Source organism: Microbacterium paludicola, assembly GCF_015235415.1.
In the GTDB taxonomy this organism is placed as follows: domain Bacteria; phylum Actinomycetota; class Actinomycetes; order Actinomycetales; family Microbacteriaceae; genus Microbacterium; species Microbacterium paludicola.
The window spans coordinates 1-25,803 of record NZ_JADGLL010000042.1 but is presented as its reverse complement, the minus strand read 5'-3'; the positions used below and the strand labels follow the sequence as shown (position 1 = coordinate 25,803).

Annotated in this window: 24 protein-coding genes, 1 tRNA gene, 1 rRNA gene and 1 pseudogene; 24 read left to right on the top strand and 3 right to left on the bottom strand. The window is 70.7% G+C overall.

Translation table 11 applies throughout. From position 1 onward, the window contains the following. The 20 genes from rrf to IR155_RS13150 form a co-directional block, all read left to right on the top strand. Positions 1-70, top strand: a 5S ribosomal RNA gene (gene rrf, locus IR155_RS16455); the annotation flags it as partial. A gap of 385 nt (positions 71-455) precedes the next feature. After that, on the top strand, positions 456-1,424 hold the full coding sequence (locus IR155_RS16450; protein WP_457920467.1) for a hypothetical protein: 969 nt from the start codon (positions 456-458) through the stop codon (positions 1,422-1,424). Then, positions 1,349-2,419: a hypothetical protein gene (locus IR155_RS13235; protein WP_135115286.1), complete on the top strand. Its 1,071-nt coding sequence runs from the start codon at positions 1,349-1,351 to the stop codon at positions 2,417-2,419. Before IR155_RS16450 ends, IR155_RS13235 begins: the two co-directional genes overlap by 76 nt. Further along, complete coding sequence (locus IR155_RS13230) at positions 2,403-3,446, top strand: HAD-IIA family hydrolase (RefSeq protein ID WP_135115292.1); 1,044 nt, start codon at positions 2,403-2,405, stop codon at positions 3,444-3,446. Before IR155_RS13235 ends, IR155_RS13230 begins: the two co-directional genes overlap by 17 nt. 29 nt (positions 3,447-3,475) lie before the next feature. Beyond that, complete coding sequence (locus IR155_RS13225; protein WP_167760796.1) at positions 3,476-3,634, top strand: hypothetical protein; 159 nt, start codon at positions 3,476-3,478, stop codon at positions 3,632-3,634. Beyond that, positions 3,631-4,428, top strand: a complete 798-nt coding sequence (locus IR155_RS13220; protein ID WP_135115285.1) for a TlyA family RNA methyltransferase — start codon at positions 3,631-3,633, stop codon at positions 4,426-4,428. The genes IR155_RS13225 and IR155_RS13220 overlap by 4 nt, the downstream gene beginning before the upstream one ends. Before the next feature lie 31 nt (positions 4,429-4,459). Further along, the gene (locus IR155_RS13215) at positions 4,460-5,437 is read left to right on the top strand and encodes an NAD kinase (RefSeq protein WP_135115284.1); all 978 of its coding nucleotides are present in this window, start codon (positions 4,460-4,462) and stop codon (positions 5,435-5,437) included. A 4-nt stretch (positions 5,438-5,441) separates the two neighbouring features. After that, the gene (gene recN / locus IR155_RS13210; protein ID WP_135115283.1) at positions 5,442-7,133 is read left to right on the top strand and encodes a DNA repair protein RecN; all 1,692 of its coding nucleotides are present in this window, start codon (positions 5,442-5,444) and stop codon (positions 7,131-7,133) included. Continuing rightward, positions 7,130-10,033, top strand: coding sequence for a DUF2207 domain-containing protein (locus IR155_RS13205; protein WP_135115282.1), 2,904 nt, complete (start codon positions 7,130-7,132; stop codon positions 10,031-10,033). Before recN ends, IR155_RS13205 begins: the two co-directional genes overlap by 4 nt. 79 nt (positions 10,034-10,112) lie before the next feature. After that, positions 10,113-11,801 (top strand): CTP synthase, encoded by a 1,689-nt coding sequence (locus IR155_RS13200; RefSeq protein ID WP_135115291.1) that lies wholly within the window; start codon positions 10,113-10,115, stop codon positions 11,799-11,801. Between the two features lies 1 nt (position 11,802). Next, positions 11,803-12,408: an NUDIX domain-containing protein gene (locus IR155_RS13195; RefSeq protein ID WP_233441209.1), complete on the top strand. Its 606-nt coding sequence runs from the start codon at positions 11,803-11,805 to the stop codon at positions 12,406-12,408. Positions 12,409-12,432: 24 nt separating this feature from the next. Beyond that, entirely contained in the window at positions 12,433-13,335 is a 903-nt protein-coding gene (xerD, locus tag IR155_RS13190; RefSeq protein ID WP_135115281.1) for a site-specific tyrosine recombinase XerD, read from the top strand. Positions 13,336-13,418: 83 nt separating this feature from the next. Next, complete coding sequence (locus tag IR155_RS13185) at positions 13,419-14,318, top strand: ParA family protein (RefSeq protein ID WP_167760795.1); 900 nt, start codon at positions 13,419-13,421, stop codon at positions 14,316-14,318. Beyond that, on the top strand, positions 14,302-15,147 hold the full coding sequence (locus IR155_RS13180; protein ID WP_135115280.1) for a segregation and condensation protein A: 846 nt from the start codon (positions 14,302-14,304) through the stop codon (positions 15,145-15,147). Before IR155_RS13185 ends, IR155_RS13180 begins: the two co-directional genes overlap by 17 nt. After that, on the top strand, positions 15,137-15,781 hold the full coding sequence (gene scpB, locus IR155_RS13175) for an SMC-Scp complex subunit ScpB (protein ID WP_135115279.1): 645 nt from the start codon (positions 15,137-15,139) through the stop codon (positions 15,779-15,781). Before IR155_RS13180 ends, scpB begins: the two co-directional genes overlap by 11 nt. Then, positions 15,778-16,587: a pseudouridine synthase gene (locus IR155_RS13170; RefSeq protein ID WP_135115278.1), complete on the top strand. Its 810-nt coding sequence runs from the start codon at positions 15,778-15,780 to the stop codon at positions 16,585-16,587. The genes scpB and IR155_RS13170 overlap by 4 nt, the downstream gene beginning before the upstream one ends. Next, a complete protein-coding gene (locus tag IR155_RS13165) occupies positions 16,584-17,720 on the top strand; it encodes a prephenate dehydrogenase (RefSeq protein WP_233441208.1) in 1,137 nt (378 codons plus the stop codon). Before IR155_RS13170 ends, IR155_RS13165 begins: the two co-directional genes overlap by 4 nt. Continuing rightward, positions 17,713-18,438: a (d)CMP kinase gene (cmk, locus tag IR155_RS13160; protein ID WP_135115277.1), complete on the top strand. Its 726-nt coding sequence runs from the start codon at positions 17,713-17,715 to the stop codon at positions 18,436-18,438. The genes IR155_RS13165 and cmk overlap by 8 nt, the downstream gene beginning before the upstream one ends. Further along, positions 18,428-19,951, top strand: coding sequence for a ribosome biogenesis GTPase Der (der, locus tag IR155_RS13155; RefSeq protein ID WP_135115276.1), 1,524 nt, complete (start codon positions 18,428-18,430; stop codon positions 19,949-19,951). The genes cmk and der overlap by 11 nt, the downstream gene beginning before the upstream one ends. A 261-nt stretch (positions 19,952-20,212) precedes the next feature. Beyond that, complete coding sequence (locus IR155_RS13150; protein ID WP_135115275.1) at positions 20,213-21,112, top strand: NUDIX domain-containing protein; 900 nt, start codon at positions 20,213-20,215, stop codon at positions 21,110-21,112. 34 nt (positions 21,113-21,146) lie between these two features. On the opposite strand, the gene IR155_RS13145 is transcribed toward IR155_RS13150, so the two are convergent. Next, on the bottom strand, positions 21,147-21,521 hold the full coding sequence (locus IR155_RS13145) for an RNA-binding S4 domain-containing protein (RefSeq protein ID WP_135115274.1): 375 nt from the start codon (positions 21,519-21,521) through the stop codon (positions 21,147-21,149). Positions 21,522-21,573: 52 nt separating this feature from the next. Between IR155_RS13145 and IR155_RS13140 the strand changes: the two genes are divergently transcribed. Next, complete coding sequence (locus IR155_RS13140; RefSeq protein WP_135115273.1) at positions 21,574-21,975, top strand: PPOX class F420-dependent oxidoreductase; 402 nt, start codon at positions 21,574-21,576, stop codon at positions 21,973-21,975. A gap of 6 nt (positions 21,976-21,981) precedes the next feature. On the opposite strand, the gene IR155_RS13135 is transcribed toward IR155_RS13140, so the two are convergent. After that, complete coding sequence (locus IR155_RS13135) at positions 21,982-22,560, bottom strand: GNAT family N-acetyltransferase (protein ID WP_135115272.1); 579 nt, start codon at positions 22,558-22,560, stop codon at positions 21,982-21,984. Between the two features lie 196 nt (positions 22,561-22,756). On the opposite strand from IR155_RS13135, the gene IR155_RS13130 reads away from it, so the two are divergent. From IR155_RS13130 to IR155_RS13120, 3 genes and pseudogenes are all read left to right on the top strand, one after another. Then, positions 22,757-22,830 (top strand) — tRNA-Pro (locus IR155_RS13130). A 299-nt stretch (positions 22,831-23,129) separates the two neighbouring features. Continuing rightward, positions 23,130-24,299, top strand: a complete 1,170-nt coding sequence (locus IR155_RS13125) for a hypothetical protein (RefSeq protein WP_135115271.1) — start codon at positions 23,130-23,132, stop codon at positions 24,297-24,299. A 142-nt stretch (positions 24,300-24,441) separates the two neighbouring features. Continuing rightward, positions 24,442-25,626: pseudogene (locus IR155_RS13120) on the top strand (IS3 family transposase). Here IR155_RS13120 and IR155_RS16030 read toward each other — a convergent pair. After that, on the bottom strand, positions 25,572-25,803 hold a 232-nt coding region (locus tag IR155_RS16030), incomplete at its 5' end, for an IS3 family transposase (RefSeq protein ID WP_228067189.1). The pseudogene IR155_RS13120 and the gene IR155_RS16030 overlap by 55 nt on opposite strands.

The window sequence follows — 25,803 nt, the reverse complement described above, 5'->3', positions numbered from 1 at the left end:
GGAAGCTAAGCCTCTCAGCGCCGATGGTACTGCAGGGGGGACCCTGTGGGAGAGTAGGACACCGCCGGACTTCACGTGAACAGAAGGGCCACCCAACGACGGGTGGCCCTTCTGCATTTATACGGGTATCTCTAGAGGAGTGAACATGGCTGACGACGACCGACCGGACCGAGGACGGGACGAGCGCCGCGACAACCGTGGCTCCTCCGGACAGGGCGGGCACGGCCCGCGTCGCGACGGCGACCGCCCTCGTGGTAACGGCGACCGTCCCCAGCGTGACGGCGATCGTCCGCGTTACTCGCGCGATGGCGACAGGCCGCGCTCGTATGGCGACCGTCCGCAGCGCGACGGTGAGCGTCGTTCGTATGGTGATCGCCCGCAGCGTGATCGCGACCGCCCCCGTTACTCGCGGGATGGCGACAAGCCCCGCTCGTACGGCGACCGGCCCCAGCGCGATGGCGATCGTCCCCGTTCGTACGGAGATCGCCCGCAGCGCGATGGCGATCGTCCCCGCTCGTACGGTGACCGTCCGCAGCGTGACGGTGATCGTCCCCGCTCGTACGGTGACCGTCCGCAGCGCGATGGCGAGCGTCGTTCGTACGGTGATCGCCCGCAGCGCGATGGCGAGCGTCGTTCGTACGGTGATCGCCCGCAGCGCGATGGCGAGCGTCGTTCGTACGGTGATCGCCCGCAGCGTGACGGTGATCGGCCCCGTTACTCGCGCGATGGCGACAAGCCGCGCTCGTATGGTGACCGCCCGCAGCGGGATGGTGATCGTCCCCGTTCGTACGGCGACCGTCCGCAGCGAGACGGCGAGCGCCGTTCGTACGGCGACCGCCCGCAGCGCGATGGCGACCGCCCTCGTTCGTATGGTGACCGCCCTCAGCGCGATGGTGACCGCCCCCGTTACTCGCGCGACGGAGACAAGCCGCGCTCCTACGGTGACCGCCCTCAGCGCGATGGTGATCGTTCCCGTTCCTATGGCGACCGTCCGCAGCGCGATGGAGATCGTCCCCGTTCGTACGGCGACCGGCCCCAGCGTGACGGTGAGCGCCGTTCCTATGGTGACCGTCCGCAACGTGACGGCGAGCGCCGTTCCTATGGTGACCGGCCCCAGCGTGATGGTGAGCGTCGTTCCTATGGTGACCGTCCGCAACGTGACGGCGAGCGCCGTTCCTACGGTGACCGCCCGCAGCGCGATGGTGACCGCCCTCGTTCGTACGGTGACCGCCCTCAGCGCGATGGTGAGCGCCGTTCCTATGGTGACCGTCCGCAGCGAGACGGCGACCGTCGATTCGACCGCCGCGACGATGGGCGTGAGCGTTCGAACTCGCGTCCGCCGGAGCATGTGCGGATCCCGGATCCGGAACTGCCGGAGGAGCTCACTCCGCGCGACCTTCCCAGTGCGGCCCGCAATGAGCTGAAGACCCTGAGCAAGGAGAACGCCGAGCGCGTCGCCCGTCACCTCGCGATGGCGGCGCGGACGCTGGATGAGGATCCCGCGCTCGCTCACGAGCACGCCCAGGCAGCGGTGCGTCACGCCGGCCGCGTCGCGGTCGCCCGCGAGACGCTCGCGATCACGGCCTACACGGTCGGTGACTTCGCGCTCGCTCTGCGCGAGCTGCGCACTCACCGCCGGATCACCGGCAGGGATAACCTGATCGCGCTCATCGTCGACAGCGAGCGCGGTCTCGGCCGGCCCGAGCGCGCCCTCGAGGAGGGACGTGCGGTCGACCGGGCCGCGCTGCCCACCGCCGTGCGTGTGGAGCTCGCCATCGCGATGTCGGGAGCGCGCCTCGACCTCGGCGACACCCAGCTTGCGCTCGTCGAGCTCGACATCCCGGAGCTCGACCCCGACCGCGCGTTCGAGTGGAGCCCGGGGCTGTTCGCCGCGCGCGCCACCGTTCTCGAGGACCTCGGACTTGCCGACGAGGCTGCCGAATGGCACCGCCGCGCGGAGATCGCCGCCGATGCGCTCGGCCACACGCTGGACGAGGACGAGTTCGACGTCATCGAGATCGACGACGCCGACACGGAGGAGCTGCCGGACGAGGCCCTCGACGAGGACGCGGACGAGCAGGCTGCGGCCGAGTCGTCTCTCGAGGACGCGGAGGAGGACGACGCCCCTGTCGAGGATCCCGCCGAGGATGAGCCCGCCGAGGATGAGCCCGCCGAGGATGAGCCCGCCGAGGACGAGTTCACGGTCGAGGACGAGGTCGCGGAGATCCTGGCCGAGATCGACGAGGCTCCCGAGGCCGAGCCGGAGCTCGAGGCCGAAGCTGCGGTCGAACCCGAACCCGAGCCCGAGCCCGAGCCCGAGGCTGAGGCTGAGGCTGAGGCTGATGCAGAGGATGACACCTCCGGCGAGAAGAAGCGCGGTGACGACGGACAGGCACGGCCCGATGGCGCTCTTTTCTAAGCGCGCGCCGCAGCGCACGCCGCTCGACGGCGTGGACGTGGTGCTGGCAGATCTCGATGGCGTCGTCTACGCGGGCCCGGGCGCGCTTCCGCACGCGGTCGAGAGCCTGAACCGCGCGGCGGCCGAAGGACGGCGCCTCGGCTACATCACAAACAACGCGTCGCGCACAGATGCGACCGTCGCGGCTCACCTCGTCGAGCTCGGGCTTCACACGCGGCCCGACGAGGTCGTGACCAGCCCGCAGGCGGCGATGCGACTGCTGGCGCAGAAGGTCGCGCCCGGGTCGACGGTGCTCGTCGTCGGCGGCGAGGGGCTCGTCGTCGAGGTCGAGAAGGCCGGCTTCGTCGTCACGCGCAGCGCGGAGGACGGCCCCGCGGCCGTGGTGCAGGGCTTCGCGCCCGACGTCTCCTGGACCCAGCTCGCCGAGGCGGCATTCGCCCTGCAGCTTCCCGAGGACGAGGGCGGCATCCCGTGGATCGCCACCAACACCGACTGGACGATCCCGCAGGCCCGCGGCATCGCGCCGGGAAACGGCACGCTCGTCTCGGCCGTCCACACGGCCGTCGGACGCCTCGCGACCGTCGCGGGTAAGCCCGAGGCGCCGATCTTCCATGAGGCGGTCGCGCGCTTCGGCGCGACATCGCCCCTGTTCATCGGCGACCGGCTCGACACGGACATCCTCGGCGCGAATCGCGCGGGCGTGCCGTCGGTGCTGGTCCTGACCGGCATCGACCGGCCGAAGCACGTGCTGGCGGCCCCGGTTGACAGCCGGCCGACGTACATCGTGAGCGACCTGCGCCAGCTCTTCGAGCCGTACCCCGCCGCGCGGGTGAAGGGCGACACCGTGTGGGTGCGCGACGCGGCGGTCCGCATCGACGGCGCCGATGTCCAGATCGTCGCGGAGGGCGAGCCCATCGACCTGCTGCGCGCCGCCGCCAAGGCGATCTGGGACACGGGGCGTCAGATCTTCGGGTTCCGTGTGCCGGAGCGGCTGTACGCCGACCCGTTCCGCGCGGCACGCTCCTGAGCGCGAGCGCGACACGTAACCTGGATCGCGTGAGCGAAGACAACGACGGCGCCGAGGGCCTCGTGAGCCGCGTGCGGATCATCGAGGGGCAGCCGCTCGCCGCCCGGGCGGCCGCGTACGCGAGCCTGCACGACGAGCTCGCCCGCCGACTCGATCAGGCGCCGCCGGAGCCGGCTCCCGGCGCATGACGCAGCGGCTGGATGCTGCGCTCGCGGCGCGCGGCCTCGCGCGCTCGCGGACGCACGCCGCGAACCTGATCGAGGAGGGCCGGGTGCAGGTTGCCGGCCGCGTAGCCGGGAAGGCGTCCATCAAGGTGGACGATGCGACCGACATCGCGGTCACAGAGTCAGACCACTACGTCAGCCGCGGCGCGCACAAGCTGATCGGCGCGCTCGACGGCTTCGGCATCGAGGTCGCGGGCAGCGTCGCGCTCGACATGGGAGCATCCACCGGCGGCTTCACGCAGGTGCTTCGCGAGCGCGGCGCCGACCCGGTGATCGCCGTGGACGTCGGCCACGGCCAGCTCGCGCCATCGGTCGCGATCGACGGCGGCGTGCGGTCGGTCGAGGGATACAACGTCCGCTACATGACCGCGGAGTCGCTTGCCGCCGCGAGCGGCGTCGACGCGGCGCCATCCGTGATCACCGGCGATCTCTCCTTCATCTCCCTCACCCAGGTGCTGCCCGCCGTCGCGCAGGTCGCATCGCGCGATGCCGACGTCATCCTGCTGGTGAAGCCGCAGTTCGAGGTGGGCCGGTCGAAGATCGGCGGGGGAGTGGTGACGGACGTTGGCCTGCGGGCCGACGCCGTCCTCGAGGTGCTGTTCACGGCGAGGGATCTCGGACTCGGCACGCTGGGCGTCCTTCCTTCACCGATCCACGGGACGCACGGGAATGTGGAGACGCTCATCCACATCGCCCCGGGGCGAGGGACGGATCCGACAGAATGGAAGACCACGATCGAGCGGTGCTGCGCGGGATGACGCGCAACCCGACGGACAGCGACGGAGGCCGATGAGCGAGCGGAAGATCCTGGTCGTCGCGCACGCCCATCGCGAGGACACCGTCGAGGCGGCGGTGCGCGTGACCGGGCTGCTGCGGGCCTCGGGCGCCGTGCCGGTGCTCGCGCACGAGGACCGCGTCGAGCTGTCGGCCCTGGCTCCCGTGCTCGCCGACGTGGCGGTGCTGGGGAGGGACGTGCCGCTCGCCGACATCGATCTCGCGATCGTCCTCGGCGGCGATGGGACCATCCTGCGTGCCGCCGAGCTGGTGCGCGAGAGCACCGCGCCCGTCCTGGGCATCAACATGGGACACGTCGGGTTCCTCGCCGAGATCGAGCGCGACGCGATGGATTCCGCGGTGCATCGCGCGATCGCCGGCGACTACGGCGTGGAGGAGCGTCTCGCGCTCGAGGTGCGGGTGAAGGATCGCTCGGGGCGCGTCGTGTACGAGACCTGGGCGCTGAACGAGGCGACGGTCGAGAAGGACAGTCGCGAGAAGATGATCGAGGTCGTCATGGAGATCGACAAGCGTCCGCTGTCGACCTTCGGCGCCGACGGCGTCGTGATCGCGACGCCGACCGGCTCGACCGCGTACAACTTCTCGGCCGGCGGCCCGGTGATCTGGCCGACCGTGCAGGCGATCGCCGTCGTGCCGCTGTCGGCCCACGCGCTGTTCGCGCGGCCGCTCGTCGTCGGGCCGGAGCATGCGATCGCGGTCGAGGTGCTCGAGGGCGGGGCCGGCGCATCGGCTGTGCTGTGGTGCGACGGGCGCCGCTCGCATCCGCTCCCTCCCGGCGCGCGCGTGTCCGTGCGCCGCTCGCCGAACCCCGTGCGGCTCGCGCGCCTGCATCCCGCGGCCTTCACCGACCGGCTCGTGCGCAAGTTCAAGCTGCCTGTCGCCGGATGGCGCGGACCGAGCGAGCCCGCCGGAACCGGCGCGATCGACACGATCCCGGACGTGCCCACGGCCCTGCCGGAGGCGACGGAGTGAGCGCATGATCGAGGAGATGCGCCTGAAGGACCTGGGCGTGATCAGCGAGGCGAGCCTGCCCATGGGGCCCGGGTTCACCGCGATCACGGGCGAGACCGGCGCCGGCAAGACGATGGTCGTCACGGGGCTCGGGCTGCTGCTCGGCCAGCGCGCCGACTCCGGCGCGGTGCGCGCCGGGGCGCCGCAGGCGTCGGTCGAGGGCGTCTGGATCGTGCCCGAGGACGGGCCGGTCGCCGAGCGCGTCCGCGAGGCCGGCGGCGACCTCGAGCCCATCGGCGGGGGCCGCGCCGAGCTCTACCTCTCCCGCACGCTCGCCGCGGAGGGACGCAGTCGCGCGAGCGTCGGCGGACGCGCGGCCCCCGCGGGAGTGCTCGCCGATCTCGCCGACGCCCTGGTGGTCGTGCACGGACAGTCGGATCAGCTGCGGCTGAAGACGGCCGCGGCTCAGCGGGATGCCCTCGACCGGTTCGCCGGCGATGCGGTGCGCGATGCGCTCGCCGCGTACCGCGAGGCATACGACACCTGGCGCGCCCTCGATCGCGAGCTCACCGGGCTCGTCACGGATCGCGATGCCCGGGCCGCCGAGGCGGAGGCCCTGCGCACCACGCTCGCCGAGATCGAGCAGGCAGCGCCCGAACCCGGGGAGGATGTCGCGCTCGCCGAGCGCGCCGAGCGCCTCGCGAACTCCGAGGAGCTGCGGGCCGCCGCGGCCCTCGCCCGAGAGTCGCTCTCGAGCGAGGAGGGCGGAGTGGATGTCTCCACCCTTCTCGCCGACGCGCGCCGCGCCCTCGAGCGGGTGGCGGATCCGGCCCTCGCAGGCCTCGGCGAGCAGCTCGCCGACCTCGGCTACCGCGCGGCCGACATCGCCGTGGAGCTCTCGGGATTCCTCGCCGACCTCGACGAGACGGGCCCGGCCGAGCTCGCGGCCGTGGAGGAGCGCCGCTCCATCCTGAACGGTCTCGTTCGCGCACACGGATCGCTCGACGCGGCGATCGCCCTGCTCGAGAACGGATCGGCGCGGCTTGCCGAGCTGGATGACGACGGCGACAGGGTCGAGCGCCTGCGCGGCCAGCTCGCCGAGGCGCGGGAGATCCTGGATGCCCGTGCCGACGCGCTGACCGCCGCGCGCACCCAGGCGGCGGCGCGGCTGTCGGAGGCGGTGACCGAGGAGCTCCACGCGCTCGCCATGCCCGACGCCCGCCTTCAGGTCGAGGTCTCGCCCGGCGCCGAGTCGACGCACGGCCGCGACGAGGTGGCGCTGCTGCTCGCCCCGCACCCCGGCGCGGAGCCACGCCCCGTGTCGAAGGGCGCGTCGGGCGGTGAGCTCAGCCGCGTGATGCTCGCGATCGAGGTCGTGATCTCGCAGACCGATCCGGTGCCGACGTTCGTCTTCGACGAGGTCGACGCGGGCATCGGCGGTGCCGCCGCCATCGAGGTGGGTCGGCGCCTGGCGCGGCTCGCCGAGACCTCGCAGGTGATCGCCGTGACGCACCTCGCCCAGGTCGCGGCATTCGCGAGCAACCATCTCAGCGTGGTCAAGGCGAACGACGGATCCGTCACGTCGTCGAGCGTCACGCGGCTTGATGGTGCCGAGCGGGAGGCCGAGATGGCCCGGCTGCTGTCGGGGCTCACCGACTCGGACGCGGCCCTCACCCACGCGCGCGAGCTGCTTGAGCTCGGCTCCGTTCGGGCATGACCGAGCACCATCCGGCCGCTGACGACGTGCGACCGGACGACGCCGTCCCCGTCCCACCGCGGAGGCAGACGCCGCTGTACCGGTGGCTGTCGGCGGCTCTGCTGCGGATCGAGGCGCGATCCCGGGCGCGTGGATCGCGGGGGACGCGGCTCGCCGCGCGTGCGGTCTGGTCCGTGGTCGCGGCGGTGGGGATCCTGCTGCTGGTCGGCCCCGTCATCAACGAGCCGATGGGTTTCGACGACTACATCGAGGCGGCCGGGACGAGCGACGAGACCTGGATCGCGCGCTCCTTCGAGGCCGACTACACGCTTGTCCGCGATGCCGACGGACGGCTGCGGATGGAGGTCGAGGAGCGCATCACCGCCGTCTTCCCCGACGGTGCGGACGAGTCGGGCATCGAGCGGGTGATCGCCGGGCAGTACGAGGGGCACGACGTGCGTCCCACGCTCGTGTCGGCCGAGTTCGACGGGGTCAGCATCGAGCCAGAGGTCCGCGAACGCGGCACGCGCACGGAGTTCTTCGTCGACGCGGGGGAGCGGCTCGAGGGCGATCACGACCTCGTCCTGCGCTACACGCTGCAGGACGTCGCGCACGCCGCGTTCGACGAGTCGACGCGCAAATGGACGGACGAGCTCGAGTGGGACGCCTTCGGCCCCGACTGGAGCCACGGATCGGGGTCGACGACCGTCTCCGTCACGGTGCCGCGCGACCTCGTCGACGCGTTCGCCCGCGATCCTCGCGCCGGGCTCTCGTGGCTGCTCGTGAGCAGCAGCGTCGAGCTCACCGCCGACAGCGAGACCCCCGAGACGATCACGTACGAGGTGGTCACCGACCAGAACCTGCCGCCGCACAGCGCGTACTGGTTCCGGATGCACTTCGATCCCGGCACGTTCGCGATGCCCGCGCCGCCCATCCTGTACTGGGTCATGGTCGTGGGGCCGTTCGTTCCGCTGCTGGCTGCGGCGCTCGTGCTGCTGCTCGCGCTCGCGGCGCGCGCGGTCGCGTGGGGCGACGCGCGTGGGCGGGCGTGGTTCGTGCCGCAGTCGCAGCCGGATCCCGATCTCCCGGCCACCGTGGCCGCACGGCTGTGGCGCGCGGTCGGCACCGCGCCGCTCGTGCGCGCGCTCGCCGACTACCAGGAGACACTCACCACCGGCCCCGCCCAGCCAAAGGCGAAGGGGCTCTCGCGGCTGTGGCGGCGCAGGAGGCGCGAACGCCCGGAGGGGGACACCGGCGCGCGCCGCGGCGCCGCTCGGCGGGCCCTCGTCCGCGAGCTTCACCGCACGGGGCGGGTCGGAAACTGGCCGCATGCGTGGCGCGAGTACCTCGGGGCGCCCGCCTGGCGTGACACGTTCCGGCGCGGACTGCGCCGGGTGCCGGCCGGGTTCGTGCGCGACAACTTCGCCGGCGCATCGCTGGCGCTGCCCGTGCTGCAGCTCGGGCTCGCGCGGCAGCTGTCGCACCAGTTCCCGCTCAGCGTCTACTGGTGGCCCGTCGCGGTCGTCGCCCTCACGACGGCGCTCGGGCTCGCGGTGCTCGCCATCGCCTACACCGCCCGCCCCCTGACGCGGCGCGGGACGTTCGCCCGTGAGCACCTGCTCGGCATCCGGCTCTTCGCCGAGAAGACCCTCGTCGCCGAACGCGCGACGCTTCGCGACCCGCTGCTTCCGTACGCGGTGATGTTCGCGCCGCCGCGCCGCGCGGCGGCGATCGTGCGGCGCGCGATGGATGACGCGGGCGTCGACCGCACGGTAGCCCGCGACCCGGCGCTGCTCGGCGGAGGCCGGATCGCCCTGCGCGCGGGAGCGGTGCTGCTGATCGTCGCGGCGTTCGCGCTCGCCAACCTCGTGCCGTCGCCGACCGTGCGTCCCGAGGAGGACGCCGTCTTCCGCGGCGACGTGCCAGGCAGCTACGGGATGTTCGTGCGGGAGTTCGACGCGGACGGCGTGCTCGAGCGGGACGCGGACGGCGGCTTCACGCTGGCGGTCGAGGAGCGTCTCGCCGTGAGCATCTCCGGCAGCACCAGCCGCGTGCCGCAGGTGATGCGGCAGTGGACCGACCGCGCCGAGGGGGTCAACACCGGCTTGGTGGTGACCTCCGTGACCGTCGACGGCGAGCCGGTGGAGTTCGTCACCAGCCGGCTCGAGGGCAAGGCGCTGCTGCAGACGACGATGCCCGATGCCCTGGAGGGCGAGCACGACGTCGCGATCTCCTACCGCCTCGAGGATCCGGTCATCACGTCGGCCTCCGGAGGCGAATGGCACGACGAGATCCGCTGGACCGCGCTGAACGCACGATGGACCTTCGGGTGGGAGGGGCTGCTCGAGTTCGATATGGACACCCGCGTCCAGGTGGAGCGGGTGGGCGTGACCCTCACGGTTCCCGCCGAGCTCGCCGACGCCGCGACCGCGGTCGACGCGCTCGCGTACCGACAGGGATGGGACTTCGAACTGAGGGAGCCGGATCGCGTCGTCCGCGACGGCGACACTTTCTCGTATGTCCTCACGCCCGAACCGGATGACGACGGGGACGACCTCGGCCTGCGCCTCACGTTCGACGAGGGAGCGCTCGAGGAGCCGGACCGGGCGGGCGCGTGGCTGTGGAACGCGTGGCGCGACGTCCCGCCCGCGGCGACGGTCGCGCTGAGCCTGCTCGCGCTCGCCGCCGGCGCGGTCGGCATCATCCGCGGCTCGCGGCTGCGGCCGGGAGTGCTCCGCGACGTTGCCCGCTGGGTGGCGCCTGCGGCCGCCGCGGCGACGCTTCCGGTCTTCGTCTGGACGACCGGAGACTGGTCGGGAGACGAACCCGCATTTGCGGTGCTTGTCGTGTGCGTGCTCGCCGCCGTGGCGGCCGCCGGGTGGTCGCTTGTCGCGACGCGCGCGGCACGCGTGGCAGGATGATCCGCATCCCGCGGTGCGGGACCGGACGACGCGCCGCTCGGCCCGTTCGGAGCAACGACTGTTAGGATCGAAGCCCGTGATGCAGACACCTGGCGCGGGATCCGAGACCACCACCAAGCAGATCTTCGTGACGGGTGGTGTGGTCTCCTCGCTCGGCAAGGGACTCACCGCGGCGAGCCTCGGCAATCTGCTGACGGCCCGCGGTCTGCACGTCGTGATGCAGAAGCTCGACCCGTATCTGAACGTCGATCCGGGCACCATGAACCCGTTCCAGCACGGCGAGGTGTTCGTCACCGACGACGGCGCCGAGACCGACCTCGACATCGGCCACTACGAGCGCTTCCTCGGCGTGAACCTGAGCCAGGCCGCGAACGTCACCACGGGCCAGATCTACTCGGAGGTCATCGCCAAGGAGCGCCGCGGCGAGTACCTCGGCGACACCGTGCAGGTCATCCCGCACATCACCGACGAGATCAAGCGCCGCATGCGTCTGCAGTCGCAGGCCGACCCCCAGCCCGACGTCATCATCACCGAGGTCGGCGGCACCGTCGGCGACATCGAGTCGCAGCCGTTCCTCGAGGCGGCGCGCCAGCTGCGTCACGAGCTCGGCCGCGACAACGTTTTCTTCGTGCACGTCTCGCTCGTGCCGTTCATGGGGGCCTCGGGCGAGCAGAAGACGAAGCCCACCCAGCACTCCGTCGCCGCGCTCCGCCAGGTCGGCATCCAGCCCGACGCGCTCGTCCTGCGCAGCGACCGCCCCGTGAGCGAGTCGAACCGCAACAAGATCGCCCTGATGTGCGACGTCGACATCGAGGGCGTGATCAACACCGTCGACCTGCCGAGCATCTACGACATCCCGTCGACCCTCAACGAGCAGGGCCTCGACTCGTACATCGTCCGCCGCCTCGGCCTGGGCGAGAAGTCCGGCGAGGTCGACTGGACCCGCTGGAACACCGTGCTGCAGGCGGTGCACAACCCGAAGCTCGAGGTCACGGTCGGGCTCGTCGGCAAGTACATCGACCTGCCGGATGCCTACCTGTCGGTCACCGAGGCGCTCAAAGCCGGCGGCTTCGCGCACGAGGTCAAGGTCAACATCCGCTGGATCCCGTCCGACAAGTGCGAGACGCCCGAGGGCGCCGCCAAGCAGCTGTCCGACGTCGACGCGATCTGCGTTCCCGGCGGCTTCGGCATCCGGGGCATCGAGGGCAAGCTCGGCGCGCTGCGCTTCGCCCGCGAGCAGGGCATCCCCGCCCTCGGCCTCTGCCTCGGCCTTCAGTGCATGGTCATCGAGTACGCGCGCCACGTCGCCGGCATCGAGGACGCGTCGTCGAGCGAGTTCGACCCCGAGACGCCGGCCCCGGTCATCGCCACCATGGCGGAGCAGGTCGACATCCTTGCCGGCGGCGACCTCGGCGGCACCATGCGTCTCGGTCTCTACCCGGCGAAGCTCGACGAGGGCTCGATCATCGCCGAGGTGTACGGGGCGACGGAGGTGCACGAGCGGCACCGCCACCGCTACGAGGTCAACAACGCCTACCGCCAGCAGATCGCCGACGCGGGCCTCGTGTTCTCGGGGATCAACCCCGACCTGAACCTCGTCGAGTTCATCGAGCTGCCGCGCGACGTGCACCCGTACTACGTCGCCACGCAGGCGCACCCCGAGCTGCGCTCGCGTCCCACCGAGCCGCACCCCCTGTTCCGCGGCCTCGTCGGCGCGGCTGTCGACCGCCACCGCGCGAGCGAGCTGTTCGAGGTGGAGACCGCCTGACGTGGCCGACTCCGCGATCGAGACCGCCCTGGATCTCCACGACGAGCCCTTCGAGGTCGACGTGCGCGACTCGCGCACCGTCTTCGACGGGCGCGTGTGGGACGTCCGCGAGGACCGCTTCCTCTACAACGACCACGAGCTGATCCGGCACTACGTCGACCACACGGGCGCGGTCGCGGTCGTCGCGATCGACGACCAGGAGCGCGTCCTGCTGATCCAGCAGTACCGCCACCCGATCCGGATGCGCGACTGGGAGATCCCGGCCGGCCTGCTCGACATCGAGGGCGAGGATCCGCTCGACACGGCCAAGCGCGAGCTCGCCGAGGAGGTCGACCTCGCGGCGGAGCACTGGGAGAAGCTCGCGCGCATGGCGCCGACCCCCGGCGGCAGCGACGAGATCATCCACATCTATCTCGCCACCGGCCTGTCGGCCGCCCCGGAGGTGTTCGCGCGCGACGGCGAGGAGGCGGACATCCGGATCGCCTGGGTGCCGATCGAGGAGGCAGTCACCGCCGTGCTCGGCGGGCGGGTCGCCAACGGCGCCATGATGCTCGGCGTGCTGCTCGCCGCCGAGAAGCTGCGTCGGCAGGCGAGCGCCTCGGAGTGAGGCGCTGATGCGGCTCGCCTGCTCATGAAGCTGGATCGCGCGGTCGACGCCTACCTGCGTCACGTCACGATCGAGCGCGGCCTGTCCGACCACACCGTCGCCGCCTACCGGCGCGACCTCGCCGGCTACCTCGACTGGCTGGGGGCGCGCGGGATCGCGGACACCGCCGACGTCACCCCGGCGATCGTCGCGGAGTTCGCGGCCGAGCGTGCCTCGGTCGATCCGCCTCCCGCGGCGTCGTCGCTCGCGAGACTGCAGTCGTCGGTGCGCGGGCTTCACCGCTTCCTCGCACGCGAGGGGATCGCGGATGCCGATCCCTCGCAGCGGCTGCGGCCGCCGAAGCAGGCGCGGCGCCTGCCGAAGGCGCTGACGGTGGAGCAGGTCGAGCGGCTGCTGGCCGCGCCCTCGGCGGAGGATCCGATCGGGATCCGGGACCGTGCGCTGCTCGAACTGCTGTACGCGACGGGCGCCCGCGTCTCGGAGGCGGTGCAGCTGGACGTCGACGACCTCGCGACGGGGGAGATCCTGCGCCTTCGCGGCAAGGGCGACAAGGAGCGGATCGTGCCCGTCGGCTCGTTCGCGCGGGCCGCGGTCGACGCGTACCTCACCCGTGTGCGCCCGGATCTCGCGACGCGGGGGAAAGCGAGCCCCAAGCTGTTCCTCGGCGCGCGTGGCGCGCCGCTGTCGCGCCAGAGTGCGTGGCTCGTGATCCAGGCCGCGGCCGAGAAGGCCCAGCTCACCGCGCACGTGTCGCCGCACACGCTGCGGCACTCGTTCGCCACGCACCTGCTGCAGGGCGGCGCCGACGTGCGCGTCGTGCAGGAGCTGCTCGGTCACTCGTCGGTGGCCACGACGCAGATCTACACGCACGTCACGGTCGACACGCTGCGCGACGTGTACGTCACCAGCCACCCGCGGGCCCGCTGAGCCCTCCCGGCGAGCGCCCGGATGCCGGATCGCCGGGGCCGGTCACGGGCCGGACGGGCGGGCATCGCTACAATCGACCAAGCATGTCTAAGGCGGGAGTATCGGTGGCGGACAACAAGACCCGGGCGAAGAAGCAGGATGACGTCATCCTGGGAGAGACCGGGCGGCCGTATCACGGGTTCCCGACGCCGGAGAAGCTCGACCGGCACGGCCCGGCGCGCATCATCGCGCTGTGCAACCAGAAGGGCGGCGTCGGCAAGACGACGACCACCATCAGCCTTGCTGCGGCGCTCGCGTCGTACGGCCGCAAGGTGCTCGCGGTCGACTTCGACCCGCAGGGCGCCCTGACGGTCGGCCTCGGCGTGCAGGCCCACGACGTGCCCACGATCTACGACCTGCTGCTCGACACCAAGCGCGACCCGCACGAGGCGATCGTGCCCACGGCGACCGAGGGCCTCGATGTCATCCCCGCCAACATCGACCTGTCGGCGGCCGAGGTGCACCTCGTCAACGAGGTCGCGCGCGAGCAGATCCTCTCGCTCGTGCTGCGCAAGGTCGCGCCCGAGTACGACGTCATCCTCGTCGACTGCCAGCCGTCGCTGGGTCTGCTCACGATCAACGCGCTCACCGCCGCCCACGGCGTCCTGATCCCGATGGAGTGCGAGTTCTTCGCGCTGCGCGGCGTGGCCCTCCTGATCGAGACCATCGGAAAAGTCCGCGACCGGCTGAACCCGTCCATCCAGCTGGACGGCCTGCTCGCCACCATGTACGACCCGCGCACTCTCCACTCGCGCGAGGTGCTCGAGCGGATCGTCGAGGCCTTCGGCGACGACGTGCTCGAGACCGTCATCGGCCGCACCGTGAAGTTCCCGGACGCCTCCGTGTCGGGGATGCCGATCACCGAGTTCGCGCCTCAGCACCCGGCCGCCCAGGCCTACCTGCGCCTGGCGCGGGAGCTTGTGTCCCGTGGCGCCGTCGCCTGACGCGGAGCCCCAGACCGCCGCGCCGGATCCCGCCGCGGACGCCCCGGAGACGGGGTTCCGTGTCTCGCTGACGAACTTCGACGGCCCGTTCGACCTGCTGCTGAACCTCATCTCGCAGCGCGAGATGGACATCACCGAGGTCGCGCTGTCGAAGGTCACCGACGAGTTCATCGCCTACCTCCGCGATCTCGGGCCCGACGAGGAGCTGGATCAGGCGTCCGAGTTCCTGGTGGTCGCGGCGACCCTGCTCGACATGAAGGTGGCGGGGCTCCTGCCGCAGGGCGAGCTCGTCGACGCCGAATCCGTCGCGCTGCTCGAGGCGCGCGATCTGCTGTTCGCCCGGCTGCTGCAGTACCGCGCGTTCAAGGAGGTCTCGGCCTGGTTCGCCGCGGGGCTGCAGGGCGAGGACCGCCGGCACACGCGCAGCGTCCCGCTCGATCCGAAGTACCGCGCGAAGACGCCGGAGCTGGTGTGGACGCTGACACCGGATGACTTCGCCGCGATCGCGATGCTCGCGTTCGCGCCGCGGGAGATCCCTCGCGTGGGTCTCGACCACCTGCACGCCCCGCTCGTCAGCATCCGCGAGCAGGCGGCGGTCGTCGTGACGCTGCTGCGCAGCTCGGAGCGGCTGACGTTCCGGGAGCTCGTGTCGGGCGTGTCCGAGGCCGGCATCGTGGTGGCGCGGTTCATCTCGGTGCTGGAGCTGTACCGGCACGCCGCGATCAGCTTCGAGCAGCTCGAGCCGCTCGGCGAGCTCACCCTGACCTGGACCGCGGATCACTGGTCCGACGAGACGCTGGCGACCCTGGGGGCCGACTATGACCGATGAGACGACGACCGAGACCACGGAGCCGGCCGAGCCCGTGCTCGAGCCTGTCGAGCAGGCCGCGGAGGAGCCGGCGGAGTTCCCCGGCGGCATCGCGCAGCGGCTCGAGGCGATCCTGATGATCGCCGACGAGCCGCTCAGTGTCGTCTCGCTGGCGACCGCCGTGGGCGCCCCGGTCCCTGCTGTGCGCAAGGCGCTCGCCGCGCTCGTCGACGACTACGACGGGCGGGCCGGCACCCCTGAGCGCGGCTTCGAGCTGCGCGAGGTCGGTGGCGGCTGGCGGTTCTACGTGCGCGCCGAGTACGACGACATGGTGGCCGGCTTCGTCGGCGGACAGGCGCCGGCGCGACTGTCGCAGGCGGCGCTCGAGACCCTCGCGGTGATCGCCTACAAGCAGCCCGTGACGCGCTCGCAGGTGGCCTCCATCCGCGCGGTGAACGTCGACTCCGTGGTGCGCACCCTGCTCGCGCGCGGTCTCATCACCGAGGTGGCGACGCATCCGGAGACCGGCGCCATCCTGTATGGCACCACCGACCTGCTGCTGCAGCAGCTGGGGATCAACTCGCTCGACGAGCTGCCGCCGATCTCCCCGCTGCTGGATGACGGATCAGACGGATTTGAGGACGTGATCGCATGAGTGAAGAGGCCGAAGGAGTGCGCCTGCAGAAGGTGCTCGCGAACGCGGGCGTGGCTTCGCGGCGCGTGTCCGAGCAGCTGATCGTCGAGGGGCGCGTGCGCGTCAACGGACAGGTCGTGACCGAGCTCGGTTCGCGGATCGACCCGGAGAACGACCTCGTCGACGTCGACGGCACCGCCGTGCAGCTCGATGCGGGCAAGCGCTACGTGATGCTCAACAAGCCGACCGGCGTCATCAGCTCGATGAAGGACGACCGCGGGCGGACCGACCTGCGCGCCTTCACGACCGACTGGGAGGAGCGCCTGTTCAACGTCGGGCGCCTCGACTACGACACGTCGGGCCTGCTCGTGCTGACCAACGACGGCGAGCTCGCCCAGGTGCTCGCCCACCCGTCGTTCGGCGTGACCAAGGTGTACATCGCGAAGGTCGAGGGCACCGTCACCCCGCAGACGATCGCGACCCTGACGCGGGGGATCGAGCTCGAGGACGGGCCCATCGCGGCCGACAAGGCGCGGCTGCTCGACACTTCGGGCGGATCGAGCCTCGTGGAGCTCACGCTGCACTCGGGACGCAACCGGATCGTGCGCCGGATGATGGCCGCCGTCGGGCACCCTGTCGTCGAGCTCGTGCGGCGCCAGTTCGGCCCGCTGCACCTGGGAACCCTCCCAGTGGGCCGCGCGCGCGAGTTGACTAAAGTGGAGCGCGGCGCGTTGCTGACTCTCTCGCGCCGCGGATCCGACGCCGAAGCGTCCGCCGATCCGTCGGGGGAGGCGCCCCCTTCGAGAGAGAAGCCGGAGAACTCGTGAGCGACACTGTCGTGCCTGCGCGCGATCCGCTGGTTCCCGGCCGCGTCCGCCGCACCACCGGCCCGGTGCGGATCGTCGGCGCCGGCCTGCTCGGCGCCTCGATCGGCCACGCTCTGCGTGCCCACGGCGTCGATGTCATCCTGACCGACACGTCTCCCACGCAGCTGCGCCTCGCGATCGACTACGGCGCCGGACGCGCGGAGGCCGAGGGCGACGCGCCCCGCCTGATCGTCGTGGCGGTGCCGCCGGATGTGACCGCCGACGTGGTCGAGCGCGAGCTCGGGCGCTTCCCCGGCGCCGTCGTGACGGATGTCGCATCGGTCAAGCTCGGACCGCTCGAGGAGCTGCGCTCCCGCGGCGTCGACCTCACTCACTACATCGGCTCGCATCCGATGGCCGGCCGCGAGCGCGGCGGCGCCATCTCGGCACGCGCCGACATCTTCACGGGGCGGCCCTGGGTGGTCTGCCGCGACGGCGAGACCCCCGCCGCCGATCTCGCCCTCGTCGAGGACCTGGCGCTCGACCTCGGCGCGATGCCGATCGAGATGACGCCCGAGGAGCACGACCGCTCCGTGGCCCTCGTCTCGCACGTGCCTCAGGTCGTGGCGAGCCTCCTGGCGAGCCGGTTCACCGACGCCCCCGACGAGTCGCTGCGTCTCGCGGGACAGGGGGTGCGCGACACCACGCGCATCGCCCATTCGGCTCCCGAGCTGTGGGTGCAGATCCTCGGCGCCAACGCCGCGCCCGTGGTGGATGTGCTCGATGCGCTCGCCGCCGACCTGTCGTCGTTCGCCGAGGCCCTGCGCCACCCGGACGCGGCAGGGTCCCGCCGGACGCTCGCCGACACCATCCGGCGCGGCAACGAGGGCGTCGAGCGCCTGCCGGGGAAGCACGGCCAGCACCGTCGCTTCGAGCCTCTCGTGGTGATGGTCGACGACACCCCCGGCCAGCTGGGACGCCTGTTCGGCGACCTCGGCGAGCTGGGCATCAACATCGAGGACCTGCGCCTCGAGCACTCACCGGGCGCGCAGTTCGGCCTCGCGGAGATCAGCGTGGTGCCGGGCGTGCTGCGGGCCGCGGTCGAGGGCCTCGAGCAGCGTGGATGGCGGATTGCGAGCACGACACATGACTGAGCATCAGAGCCCCATCATCGCGATCGACGGACCTGCCGGATCCGGCAAGTCGAGCGTCTCGAAGGAGGTCGCCCGTCGCCGCGGCTACGGCTACCTCGATACCGGCGCCGGCTACCGCGGGCTGTCGTGGCACCTGCGCGAGTCGGGCATCGACACCACTGACGCCGACGCCGTGATCGACGCGCTCGGCGGCTTCGAGCTGCGGCTCGGCCTGCACCCGGACGACCGCACCGTCACCGTCGGCGGAATCGACGTGACCGGCGAGATCCGCACGCCCGAGGTGACCGCGGCGATCGCGGGCTTTGTGCGCGTGCCCGAGGTGCGCGCCTACCTGAACGCCATCTACCGCCGGCTCGCGGGGGAGTCGGGGCTCGACGGCGTCGTCATCGAGGGGCGCGACATCACGTCGGTCGTCGCGCCCGACGCACCCGTGCGCATCCTGATGACCGCATCGCCCGAGGTGCGCGCGAAGCGGCGCGGGCTCGAGCTCGGCGCCGACACCGCCACCGTCGCGGCGGCGATCAACGCGCGCGACGAGTCGGACAGCCACGTGCTGGATCTGGCGCAGGCCGATCCGGGGGTCGACGTCGTCGACTCCACCGACTTGGATTTCGAACAGACCATCGACGCCGTTCTCGCGGTGATCGACCGAAAGCTCAGCGGGACCGCCGACGGCGGCTCTCGCTCGGGGAACGAGGGAGGCCAGCATGGCCGTTGACGAAGAATACGAAGGCAAGCCGGACCGCCTTGCCGAGCGCCTCGCGGAGGTGGACGAGGAGCTCGCCGAGCGCCGCGCCGCCACCCTGCGCCAGGGACTCGCGGACTACGACCTCGACGCCGAGGACGCCCAGCTGCTCGCCGGCGTCGAGCGCGGCGAGGACGGCATCGAGTACCTCCCGGCGCTGCCGGTGGTCGCGATCGTGGGACGCCCGAACGTGGGCAAGTCCGCGCTCGTGAACCGGATCCTCGGACGCCGCGAGGCCGTCGTGGAGGACACGCCGGGCGTGACGCGCGACCGCGTCACCTATAAGGCCGAGTGGCTCGACCGCCGCTTCTCGCTCGTCGACACCGGCGGCTGGGAGCCCGACGCCAAGGGCATCGACCGCTCGGTCGCGCTGCAGGCAGAGGTCGCGATCGACCTGGCCGACGTTGTGCTGTTCGTCGTCGACGCCATGACCGGCGCCACCGCGACCGACGAGCACGTCGTGCGACTGCTCCGCAAGACCGACAAGCCGGTGTTCCTCGTCGCCAACAAGATCGACGACGCGCGCCACGAGCCCGAGGCCTATGCGCTGTGGAACCTCGGTCTCGGCGAGCCGCACCCGGTCTCGGCCATTCACGGCCGCGGCGTTGCCGACCTGCTCGACGCCGTCATGAAGGTGCTGCCCGAGGTCTCCGCCGTCGCGAAGCACGAGATCGGCGGCCCGCGCCGCGTGGCCATCCTGGGCCGCCCGAACGTGGGCAAGTCGTCGCTGCTGAACAAGGCGGCGGGCGAGGAGCGCGTGGTCGTCAACGAGCTCGCCGGCACCACGCGCGACCCGGTCGACGAGATCGTCGAGCTCGGCGGCAAGCTGTGGACCCTGGTCGACACGGCCGGCATCCGCCGTCGCGTTCACCTGCAGCAGGGTGCGGACTTCTATGCGTCGCTGCGCACCTCCGCGGCGCTCGAGAAGGCCGAGGTCGCGGTCGTCGTGCTCGACGTGAGCCAGCCGATCAGCGAGCAGGACGTGCGCATCATCGACCTCGTGCTCGAATCGGGCCGGGCGCTCGTGCTCGCGTTCAACAAGTGGGACGAGCTGCTCGAGGACGACCGCCGCGGCGGCGACCGCCGACGCATGCTCGAGCGCGAGATCGAGACCGACCTCGCGCACGTCGCCTGGGCGCCGCGCGTGAACATCTCGGCGAAGACCGGACGCCACCTCGAGAAGCTCGTGCCCGCGCTCGAGACCGCCCTCGAGTCGTGGGATCAGCGCATCCCCACCGGCAAGTTCAACGCGTTCCTCTCGGAGCTCATCGCCGAGCACCCCCACCCGCTGCGCGGTGGCAAGCAGCCTCGCATCCTGTTCGGCACGCAGGCCGGCACGCGCCCGCCGACGTTCGTGCTGTTCACGACCGGCTTCCTCGACCCGGGCTACCGCCGCTTCGTGCAGCGCCGCCTGCGCGAGCTGTACGGCTTCGAGGGAACCCCGATCGTGATCAACATGCGGGTCAGGGAACGCCGGCAGCGGTAATCCTTAGTACCCGCTGAGCGCGAGCCTTAGCTCGCTTCGCTCGCGCGTTCTTTTTCTCACGCCTGCCGCATCCGCTCGGGCACCCGCTTCGCGGATGCCGCTCACTGCTGCGGACGCTGTCGCTGACGCTCCATCGAGGGGCGTGAGGTGGCGCGCCATGGGCGCGCACGCTCGCGCGCGGGGCGCGCTCGCACAGGGGCTTCGGCAGTCCGCGCTGTCACGCCCCCGACCTCATTGCGCGGGCTGTGAGAGTCTGGTCAGGTGACCATCGAACCTGCCCGCCCCGGCGAACCTCCGCGGTTCGACGGCCCGCGCGACCCGGGTGACGCCTGGGTCGTCGCGGACACGGGCGAGCGGTACTGGGGGCGCTTCGGTGCGGCAGGCCTGATGGCCTTCGACGCCGAACGCGGCGTGCTGCTGCAGCACCGCGTCGGCTGGAGCCACCACGGTGGAACGTGGGCGCTGCCCGGCGGGGCCCTGCACCAGGGCGAGCCGGCGATCGACGGCGCCCTGCGGGAAGCCTCGGAGGAAGCCGGGGTACCAAGCGCCGCGGTGCGTCCGCGCTTCACTCACGTGCTGGATCTCGGCGTGTGGTCATACACAACGGTCGTGGCGGACGTCGTCGAGCACTTCGCGGGGGCGGTGACGGATCCCGAGAGTCTCGCCGTTGAGTGGACCTCCATCGATCAGGTCGATCAGCACCCGCTGCATCCGGGGTTCGCCGCAGCATGGACGTCGCTGCGCGACCTGGTTCATGTGCATCCTGTGGTCGTCGTTGATGCGGCGAACGTCGTCGGATCCGTGCCCGATGGCTGGTGGAAGGACCGCGCGGGTGCGACCGAGCGGCTGCTGACCCGCGTGGCGGGCCTCGCTCCCGCCGGGGTGCCCGCCGAGGCGCTGGGCCTGGGCGCGACGCATTGGTTCCCGGAATTCGTCGTGGTCGTCGAGGGGAAGGCGCGCGACGTGATGGATGTCGACGGCGTCCGCACGGTGCGCGCCGCCGGCGAGGGTGATGACACGATCGCCACCGAGACCGCGGCGCTGGTCGAGGATGGGCGCACCGTCACCGTGGTCACGAGTGATCGCGGGTTGCGGGCGCGTGCCGAGGAGGCCGGTGCGATCGTGCACGGAGCGCGATGGCTGCTCGAGTTGCTCGGCTGATCCGCTTCGGGAGACATACGCGGCGCGCGGGCGGTCAGCCTCGGCCGTGCAGTCGGTCGATCTCGCGGCGCTCGCGCTTTGTCGGGCGGCCCGCGCCACGCTCGCGCACGGCGACGAGTCCCGCGAACTCACGTGACGGCGGGGGAGGGGTGCGGTCCTCGAACGCGGTCGCCGCGACCGCGGCGCCCACGCGCTTGGCGATCGTCTGACGCACCACGAGGATCCGATCGAAGCCGTTGATCCGCACCCGCAGCTCATCGCCGGGGCGCACGATCTGGGCCGCCTTCGCGTGGGATCCGTTGACGCGCACGTGCCCGGCGCGGCAGGCGGTCGTGGCCGCCGAGCGCGTCTTGTAGACGCGGATCGCCCACAGCCACGCATCGACGCGGACGGATGCCCCTTCGCTCATCGAATCATCGTAGGCGAGCCCGGGAGGTGGGAAGCCACGCCAGACTGGAGGCATGACCAGCGTTGACGACATCATCCCGGCCGGTTATCGCCATCTCCTCGAGCAGCCGCTGTACGGCCACCTCGGCACGATCCGCCCCGACGACACGGTGCAGGTCACGCCCATGTGGTTCGAGTTCGACGGCGAGCACATCCGCTTCACGCACACCACGAAGCGCCAGAAGTACCGCAACCTGCAGCACAACCCGTCGATGGCGCTGTCGGTGACCGACCCCGAGAACGTGTTCCGCTACCTCGAGGTCGCCGGCGGCCTCGTGGAGGTCGTGCCCGACCCCGAGGGCGCGTTCTACGTGCGGCTGCAGAACCGCTACGGCAACCCGAGCCAGACGCCGCCGCCGGATCGTGCCGATCGCGTGATCCTGGTCATGTCCATCGAGCGCGCGACCAAGCAGTAGCCCCGGTCACAGTTCGAGTGCGACGACCACCCGGGTATCGGTGGGTCGGGAGACCTCCCGGAACCCGGCGTCCAGGAACGTCGACAAGGCGCCGACGTAGAGCGCGTTGGTGGAGGCCTTTGTCAGGTCGGTGGCGATGGGGTAGCCCTCGATGATCCGCGCCCCGCTGCCGCGCGCGTAGTCGACGGCGGCCTCCAGCAGCGCGCCGTTGAGGCCCTGACCACGGTGTTCCCTCCGCACCGAGAAGCAGGTGACGGCCCAGACGGAATCATCGTCGAGCGGCTCGGTCGATCCGCTCCGCACCACCCGGCTGCGTAGCACCCGGTGCTGAGCCGCGCGCGGTCCGATCCGGATCCATCCCGCGGCGTCGTCATCGACGTAGGCGACGAGCCCCGGTGGCGGGCCGGCGGCGATCTCGCCCCGCAACATCTCGCGGCGGTCGTCGACCGACAGCGCGTTCCAGTCCTTGTTCGGCACGAGCGGCCATACACACTGGCACGAGCGTCCGTCGCCGCCGCCGGTCAGCGCGGCCTGCACCGCATCCCACTCGGCGATCGTTGCCGTCCGGGTCGTGATCTGAGCCATGCGGCCACCCTAGGACGGGCCTCGGACACGCGCGACGGGACCGGTTCGCGGCAGCATCCGCGACCGGGTAGACTTGTCGAGTTGTCCGCGCGCGAGTGCGGGCATCGGGATGTGGCGCAGCTTGGTAGCGCACCTGACTGGGGGTCAAGGGGTTTACCCCTCCCGAGCGGCCCAGAACAACTGAATATCCATGCCACGGGCTGTGGCGCAGCTTGGTAGCGCACCTGACTGGGGGTCAGGGGGTCGCAGGTTCAAATCCTGTCAGCCCGACGTAAAAGCCCAGGTGAGAGTGGGTTTCTCGCCTGGGCTTCGTCATGTCCGGGGGTCGTTTTCCGTGGTCCCCTTCTGGTCCCCCCGGCGCTCTCGCCGGTGGTCGCCTGTGGACGAACAGGGGGCCTTCGACCCCTGTCCTGTGGATAAGGGGACCAAAAGGGGACCAGAAGCCTTCTGGGGCGAGAGCACGCGATCTGCTCCGTGTCATGTTGGTGCGATCCGTCCACCCGGCGCCTGATGGAGGGCTCTCTGCGAGAAGCTCGCCCGAGTGCGAGCAACTGCGGCAGAGTGGAACCGTGACCGCTGATGACGCGCATGCCGAGCTTCGGGCCGTGTGGGGCCGGTTGGAGCGTCGACTGCGAGGTCGTCGTGACAACTCCAACATGGACTTCGGAGACGACACCTTCCACGTCGAGTTCGGCGACAAAGCCAATCGCGTAGCGAGCTTGGGACGATACCTCGACTCCGCAATCCAGTTGTCAGAAAGGCATCTCTACGGTCCAGCATTCACGGTGCTCCGAAGCGGTCTTGAACACGCAGCCTTCGACTGGTTGGTCTTCCTCGGCGACACGTATGTGGAGCGCATGCGTTCGGTCTCAGACGAGACATGGGAAGACTGGCAACGGGAACGAGAGGCAGGCGCCGACTGGGCTGCCAACATCCACACCTGGACCCGTACCAAGAAGGGTGACGTCACCATCCGATGGCGGGGATTACTCTCGACACCCGATGAGCACGGCAACCAGGAAAAGCTGAGCATCTACTACTTCCTGATCGATGAGTACGACGGTCTCCTAGGAAAGCCTGCTGACCAAGAGGATGATGGCTTCCTCACGAAGGACGAACTACGACGTCGCGCTAGTGAAAACGAAGCGCGCTGGTTCGTGTACCTCCGGTGGTCTGCGCTCGTAGAGAACCTCGAAGAGAACGGACTCATCGACGCTGCCGATTCGGGGCGGCTCAGCGTTCACTACAGGTTCCTATCCAGCTACGCGCACCCTGTTACGAACAGCGATCTACGGCTCTATGGCCGCAACCTCGACGGAGCGAATCCTCACTACGACCACTACGCGAGCGAGTTGGTACTGCTCTACGCCATCGCGATCGCTGCTCTTGAACTCCGCACCTACAGCCAAGGAGTCAAAGAACGTCTTGACGCCGAGATCGCCGACCACGAGGGAACCACCGACGACCTCCGTGCGGCAGATCAAGTTGCAGGGCACTTCTGGTTCCTAGGCGAAAACCCGCACCCGAGGGACCACCATGACGAGGCGAACAGACGGTCAATCCGTCAACTTCGAGAAGGTAGCGACGAGTCGATAGCAGTCCCGAAGACGGGAGAGGTGGCCTTCCCACGCGATCCACTTTCCAGGCTCGTCAGACAACATGCGAGTTCTTATGGTCGGGTCGCAGGAAACGAGTACATCAGCCCGTGGCCCCGTAGCGACGCATCTGGGAGAGGGTGAAAGACCACGCCCGGCGGCATGCGCTATGTCATATGCCTCGCGCCTGCCCTGCATGCTTGTGGGCTGACCCCGTTTCGTAGGTCCAGTCGTTATGAGGGTCGTCCTGTTGCCCTCGGTCGCGGGCAGGGAGACTGGTCAGATCATGACGAACAGCAGGAAGCGTCACACCCCGGAGCAGGTCGTCCGTAAGCTCGGGCAGGCCGACAGGATGCTCGCCGACGGTCAGGACGTCGCGGCGGTGTGCCGGGAGCTCGGGGTGTCCGAGCAGACGTACTACCGGTGGCGGAACCAGTACGGCGGCCTCAAGGCCGACGACGCAAAGCGCCTGAAGGAGCTGGAGAAGCAGAACGCGACCCTGAAGCGTCTGCTCGCGGAAGCGGAGCTGGAGAAGGCCGCGCTCAAGGAGCTGGCTGAGGGAAACTTCTAAGCCCGGACAGGCGCCGCGCCGCCGTCGATCACCTCAAGCGCAAGCTGCGGGTGAGCGAACGGATGGCGTGCCGTCTGGTCGGGCTGAGCCGCTCCGCGTACCGGCGACCGCTCAAGGGCGACACGGCCTTGGACCCGGATCGGGCGCTCAGGGAGTGGCTGCGCGCCTGGGCGAAGGGCCATCCCCGCTACGGGTATCGGCGGGCGTATCACGACGCCCGCGCCGAGGGGTGGGTGGTGAACCACAAGAAGATCCAACGCCTGTGGCGTGACGAAGGGCTCCGGGTCCCGCAGCGGCGTCGACGCAAGCGCGTCGGGTCCTCGACCGTCGACGCACCGACGGCGGACGCGCCGAACGTGGTGTGGGCGGTGGACTTCCAGTTCGACGCCGACGAGCACGGCCGACCGATCAAGATCTGCTCGATCGTCGACGAACACACCCGGGAGTGCATCGGCGGCCTCGTGGAGCGCTCGATTACCGCCGACCGACTCACCGCTCACCTCGAGGACCTCGTCGCCGCCCGGGGCGCCCCGGCGGTGCTCAGGTCGGACAACGGGGCCGGAGTTCATCAGCGAAGCGATGGCCGACTGGGCCGGCACCCGCACCGGCCTGTCCTACATCCCTCCGGGCTCGCCGTGGCGCAACGGGTACGTCGAGTCGTTCAACAGCCGGATCCGCGACGAGTGCCTCAACATCAACAGCTTCTACTCGCTGCTGCACGCACAGGTGATCATCGGCGACTGGAAGGACGAGTACAACCACCACCGCCGGCACTCCTCGCTCGGCTACCTACCCCCAGCCGAGTACGCTCAACAGTGCACCCTGAATCGGCCTGACTTTCGTTCCTATCGGGAGCCTTGTCCGGCAGGTGCCGGATTGGCTGATTCCAGGTCAGCGTAGTACGCGTCTTCGACCTCGATCGGGGTGCGCATGTCGAGCTCGCCGTGGAGGCGCTGATTGTTCCACCACCACACGTACTCAAGGGTTGCTAGCTCGACCTGCTCGACGGTTCGCCAGGGGCCGCGCTGACGGATCAGCTCGGTCTTGTAGAGACCGTTGACCGCCTCCGCGAGGGCG

What these genes read in the sequence shown, in the direction of transcription:
- IR155_RS13205 (WP_135115282.1), top strand. Translation starts at nt 7,130, where the DNA reads ATGACCGAGCACCATCCGGCCGCTGACGACGTGCGACCGGACGACGCC.
- IR155_RS13230 (WP_135115292.1), top strand. Translation starts at nt 2,403, where the DNA reads ATGGCGCTCTTTTCTAAGCGCGCGCCGCAGCGCACGCCGCTCGACGGC.
- IR155_RS13185 (WP_167760795.1), top strand. Translation starts at nt 13,419, where the DNA reads ATGTCTAAGGCGGGAGTATCGGTGGCGGACAACAAGACCCGGGCGAAG.
- scpB (WP_135115279.1), top strand. Translation starts at nt 15,137, where the DNA reads ATGACCGATGAGACGACGACCGAGACCACGGAGCCGGCCGAGCCCGTG.
- IR155_RS13135 (WP_135115272.1), bottom strand. Translation starts at nt 22,560, where the DNA reads ATGGCTCAGATCACGACCCGGACGGCAACGATCGCCGAGTGGGATGCG.
- der (WP_135115276.1), top strand. Translation starts at nt 18,428, where the DNA reads ATGGCCGTTGACGAAGAATACGAAGGCAAGCCGGACCGCCTTGCCGAG.
- IR155_RS13200 (WP_135115291.1), top strand. Translation starts at nt 10,113, where the DNA reads ATGCAGACACCTGGCGCGGGATCCGAGACCACCACCAAGCAGATCTTC.
- IR155_RS13170 (WP_135115278.1), top strand. Translation starts at nt 15,778, where the DNA reads ATGAGTGAAGAGGCCGAAGGAGTGCGCCTGCAGAAGGTGCTCGCGAAC.
- cmk (WP_135115277.1), top strand. Translation starts at nt 17,713, where the DNA reads ATGACTGAGCATCAGAGCCCCATCATCGCGATCGACGGACCTGCCGGA.
- IR155_RS13140 (WP_135115273.1), top strand. Translation starts at nt 21,574, where the DNA reads ATGACCAGCGTTGACGACATCATCCCGGCCGGTTATCGCCATCTCCTC.
- IR155_RS13215 (WP_135115284.1), top strand. Translation starts at nt 4,460, where the DNA reads ATGAGCGAGCGGAAGATCCTGGTCGTCGCGCACGCCCATCGCGAGGAC.
- recN (WP_135115283.1), top strand. Translation starts at nt 5,442, where the DNA reads ATGATCGAGGAGATGCGCCTGAAGGACCTGGGCGTGATCAGCGAGGCG.
- xerD (WP_135115281.1), top strand. Translation starts at nt 12,433, where the DNA reads ATGAAGCTGGATCGCGCGGTCGACGCCTACCTGCGTCACGTCACGATC.
- IR155_RS16450 (WP_457920467.1), top strand. Translation starts at nt 456, where the DNA reads ATGGCGATCGTCCCCGTTCGTACGGAGATCGCCCGCAGCGCGATGGCG.
- IR155_RS13145 (WP_135115274.1), bottom strand. Translation starts at nt 21,521, where the DNA reads ATGAGCGAAGGGGCATCCGTCCGCGTCGATGCGTGGCTGTGGGCGATC.
- IR155_RS13220 (WP_135115285.1), top strand. Translation starts at nt 3,631, where the DNA reads ATGACGCAGCGGCTGGATGCTGCGCTCGCGGCGCGCGGCCTCGCGCGC.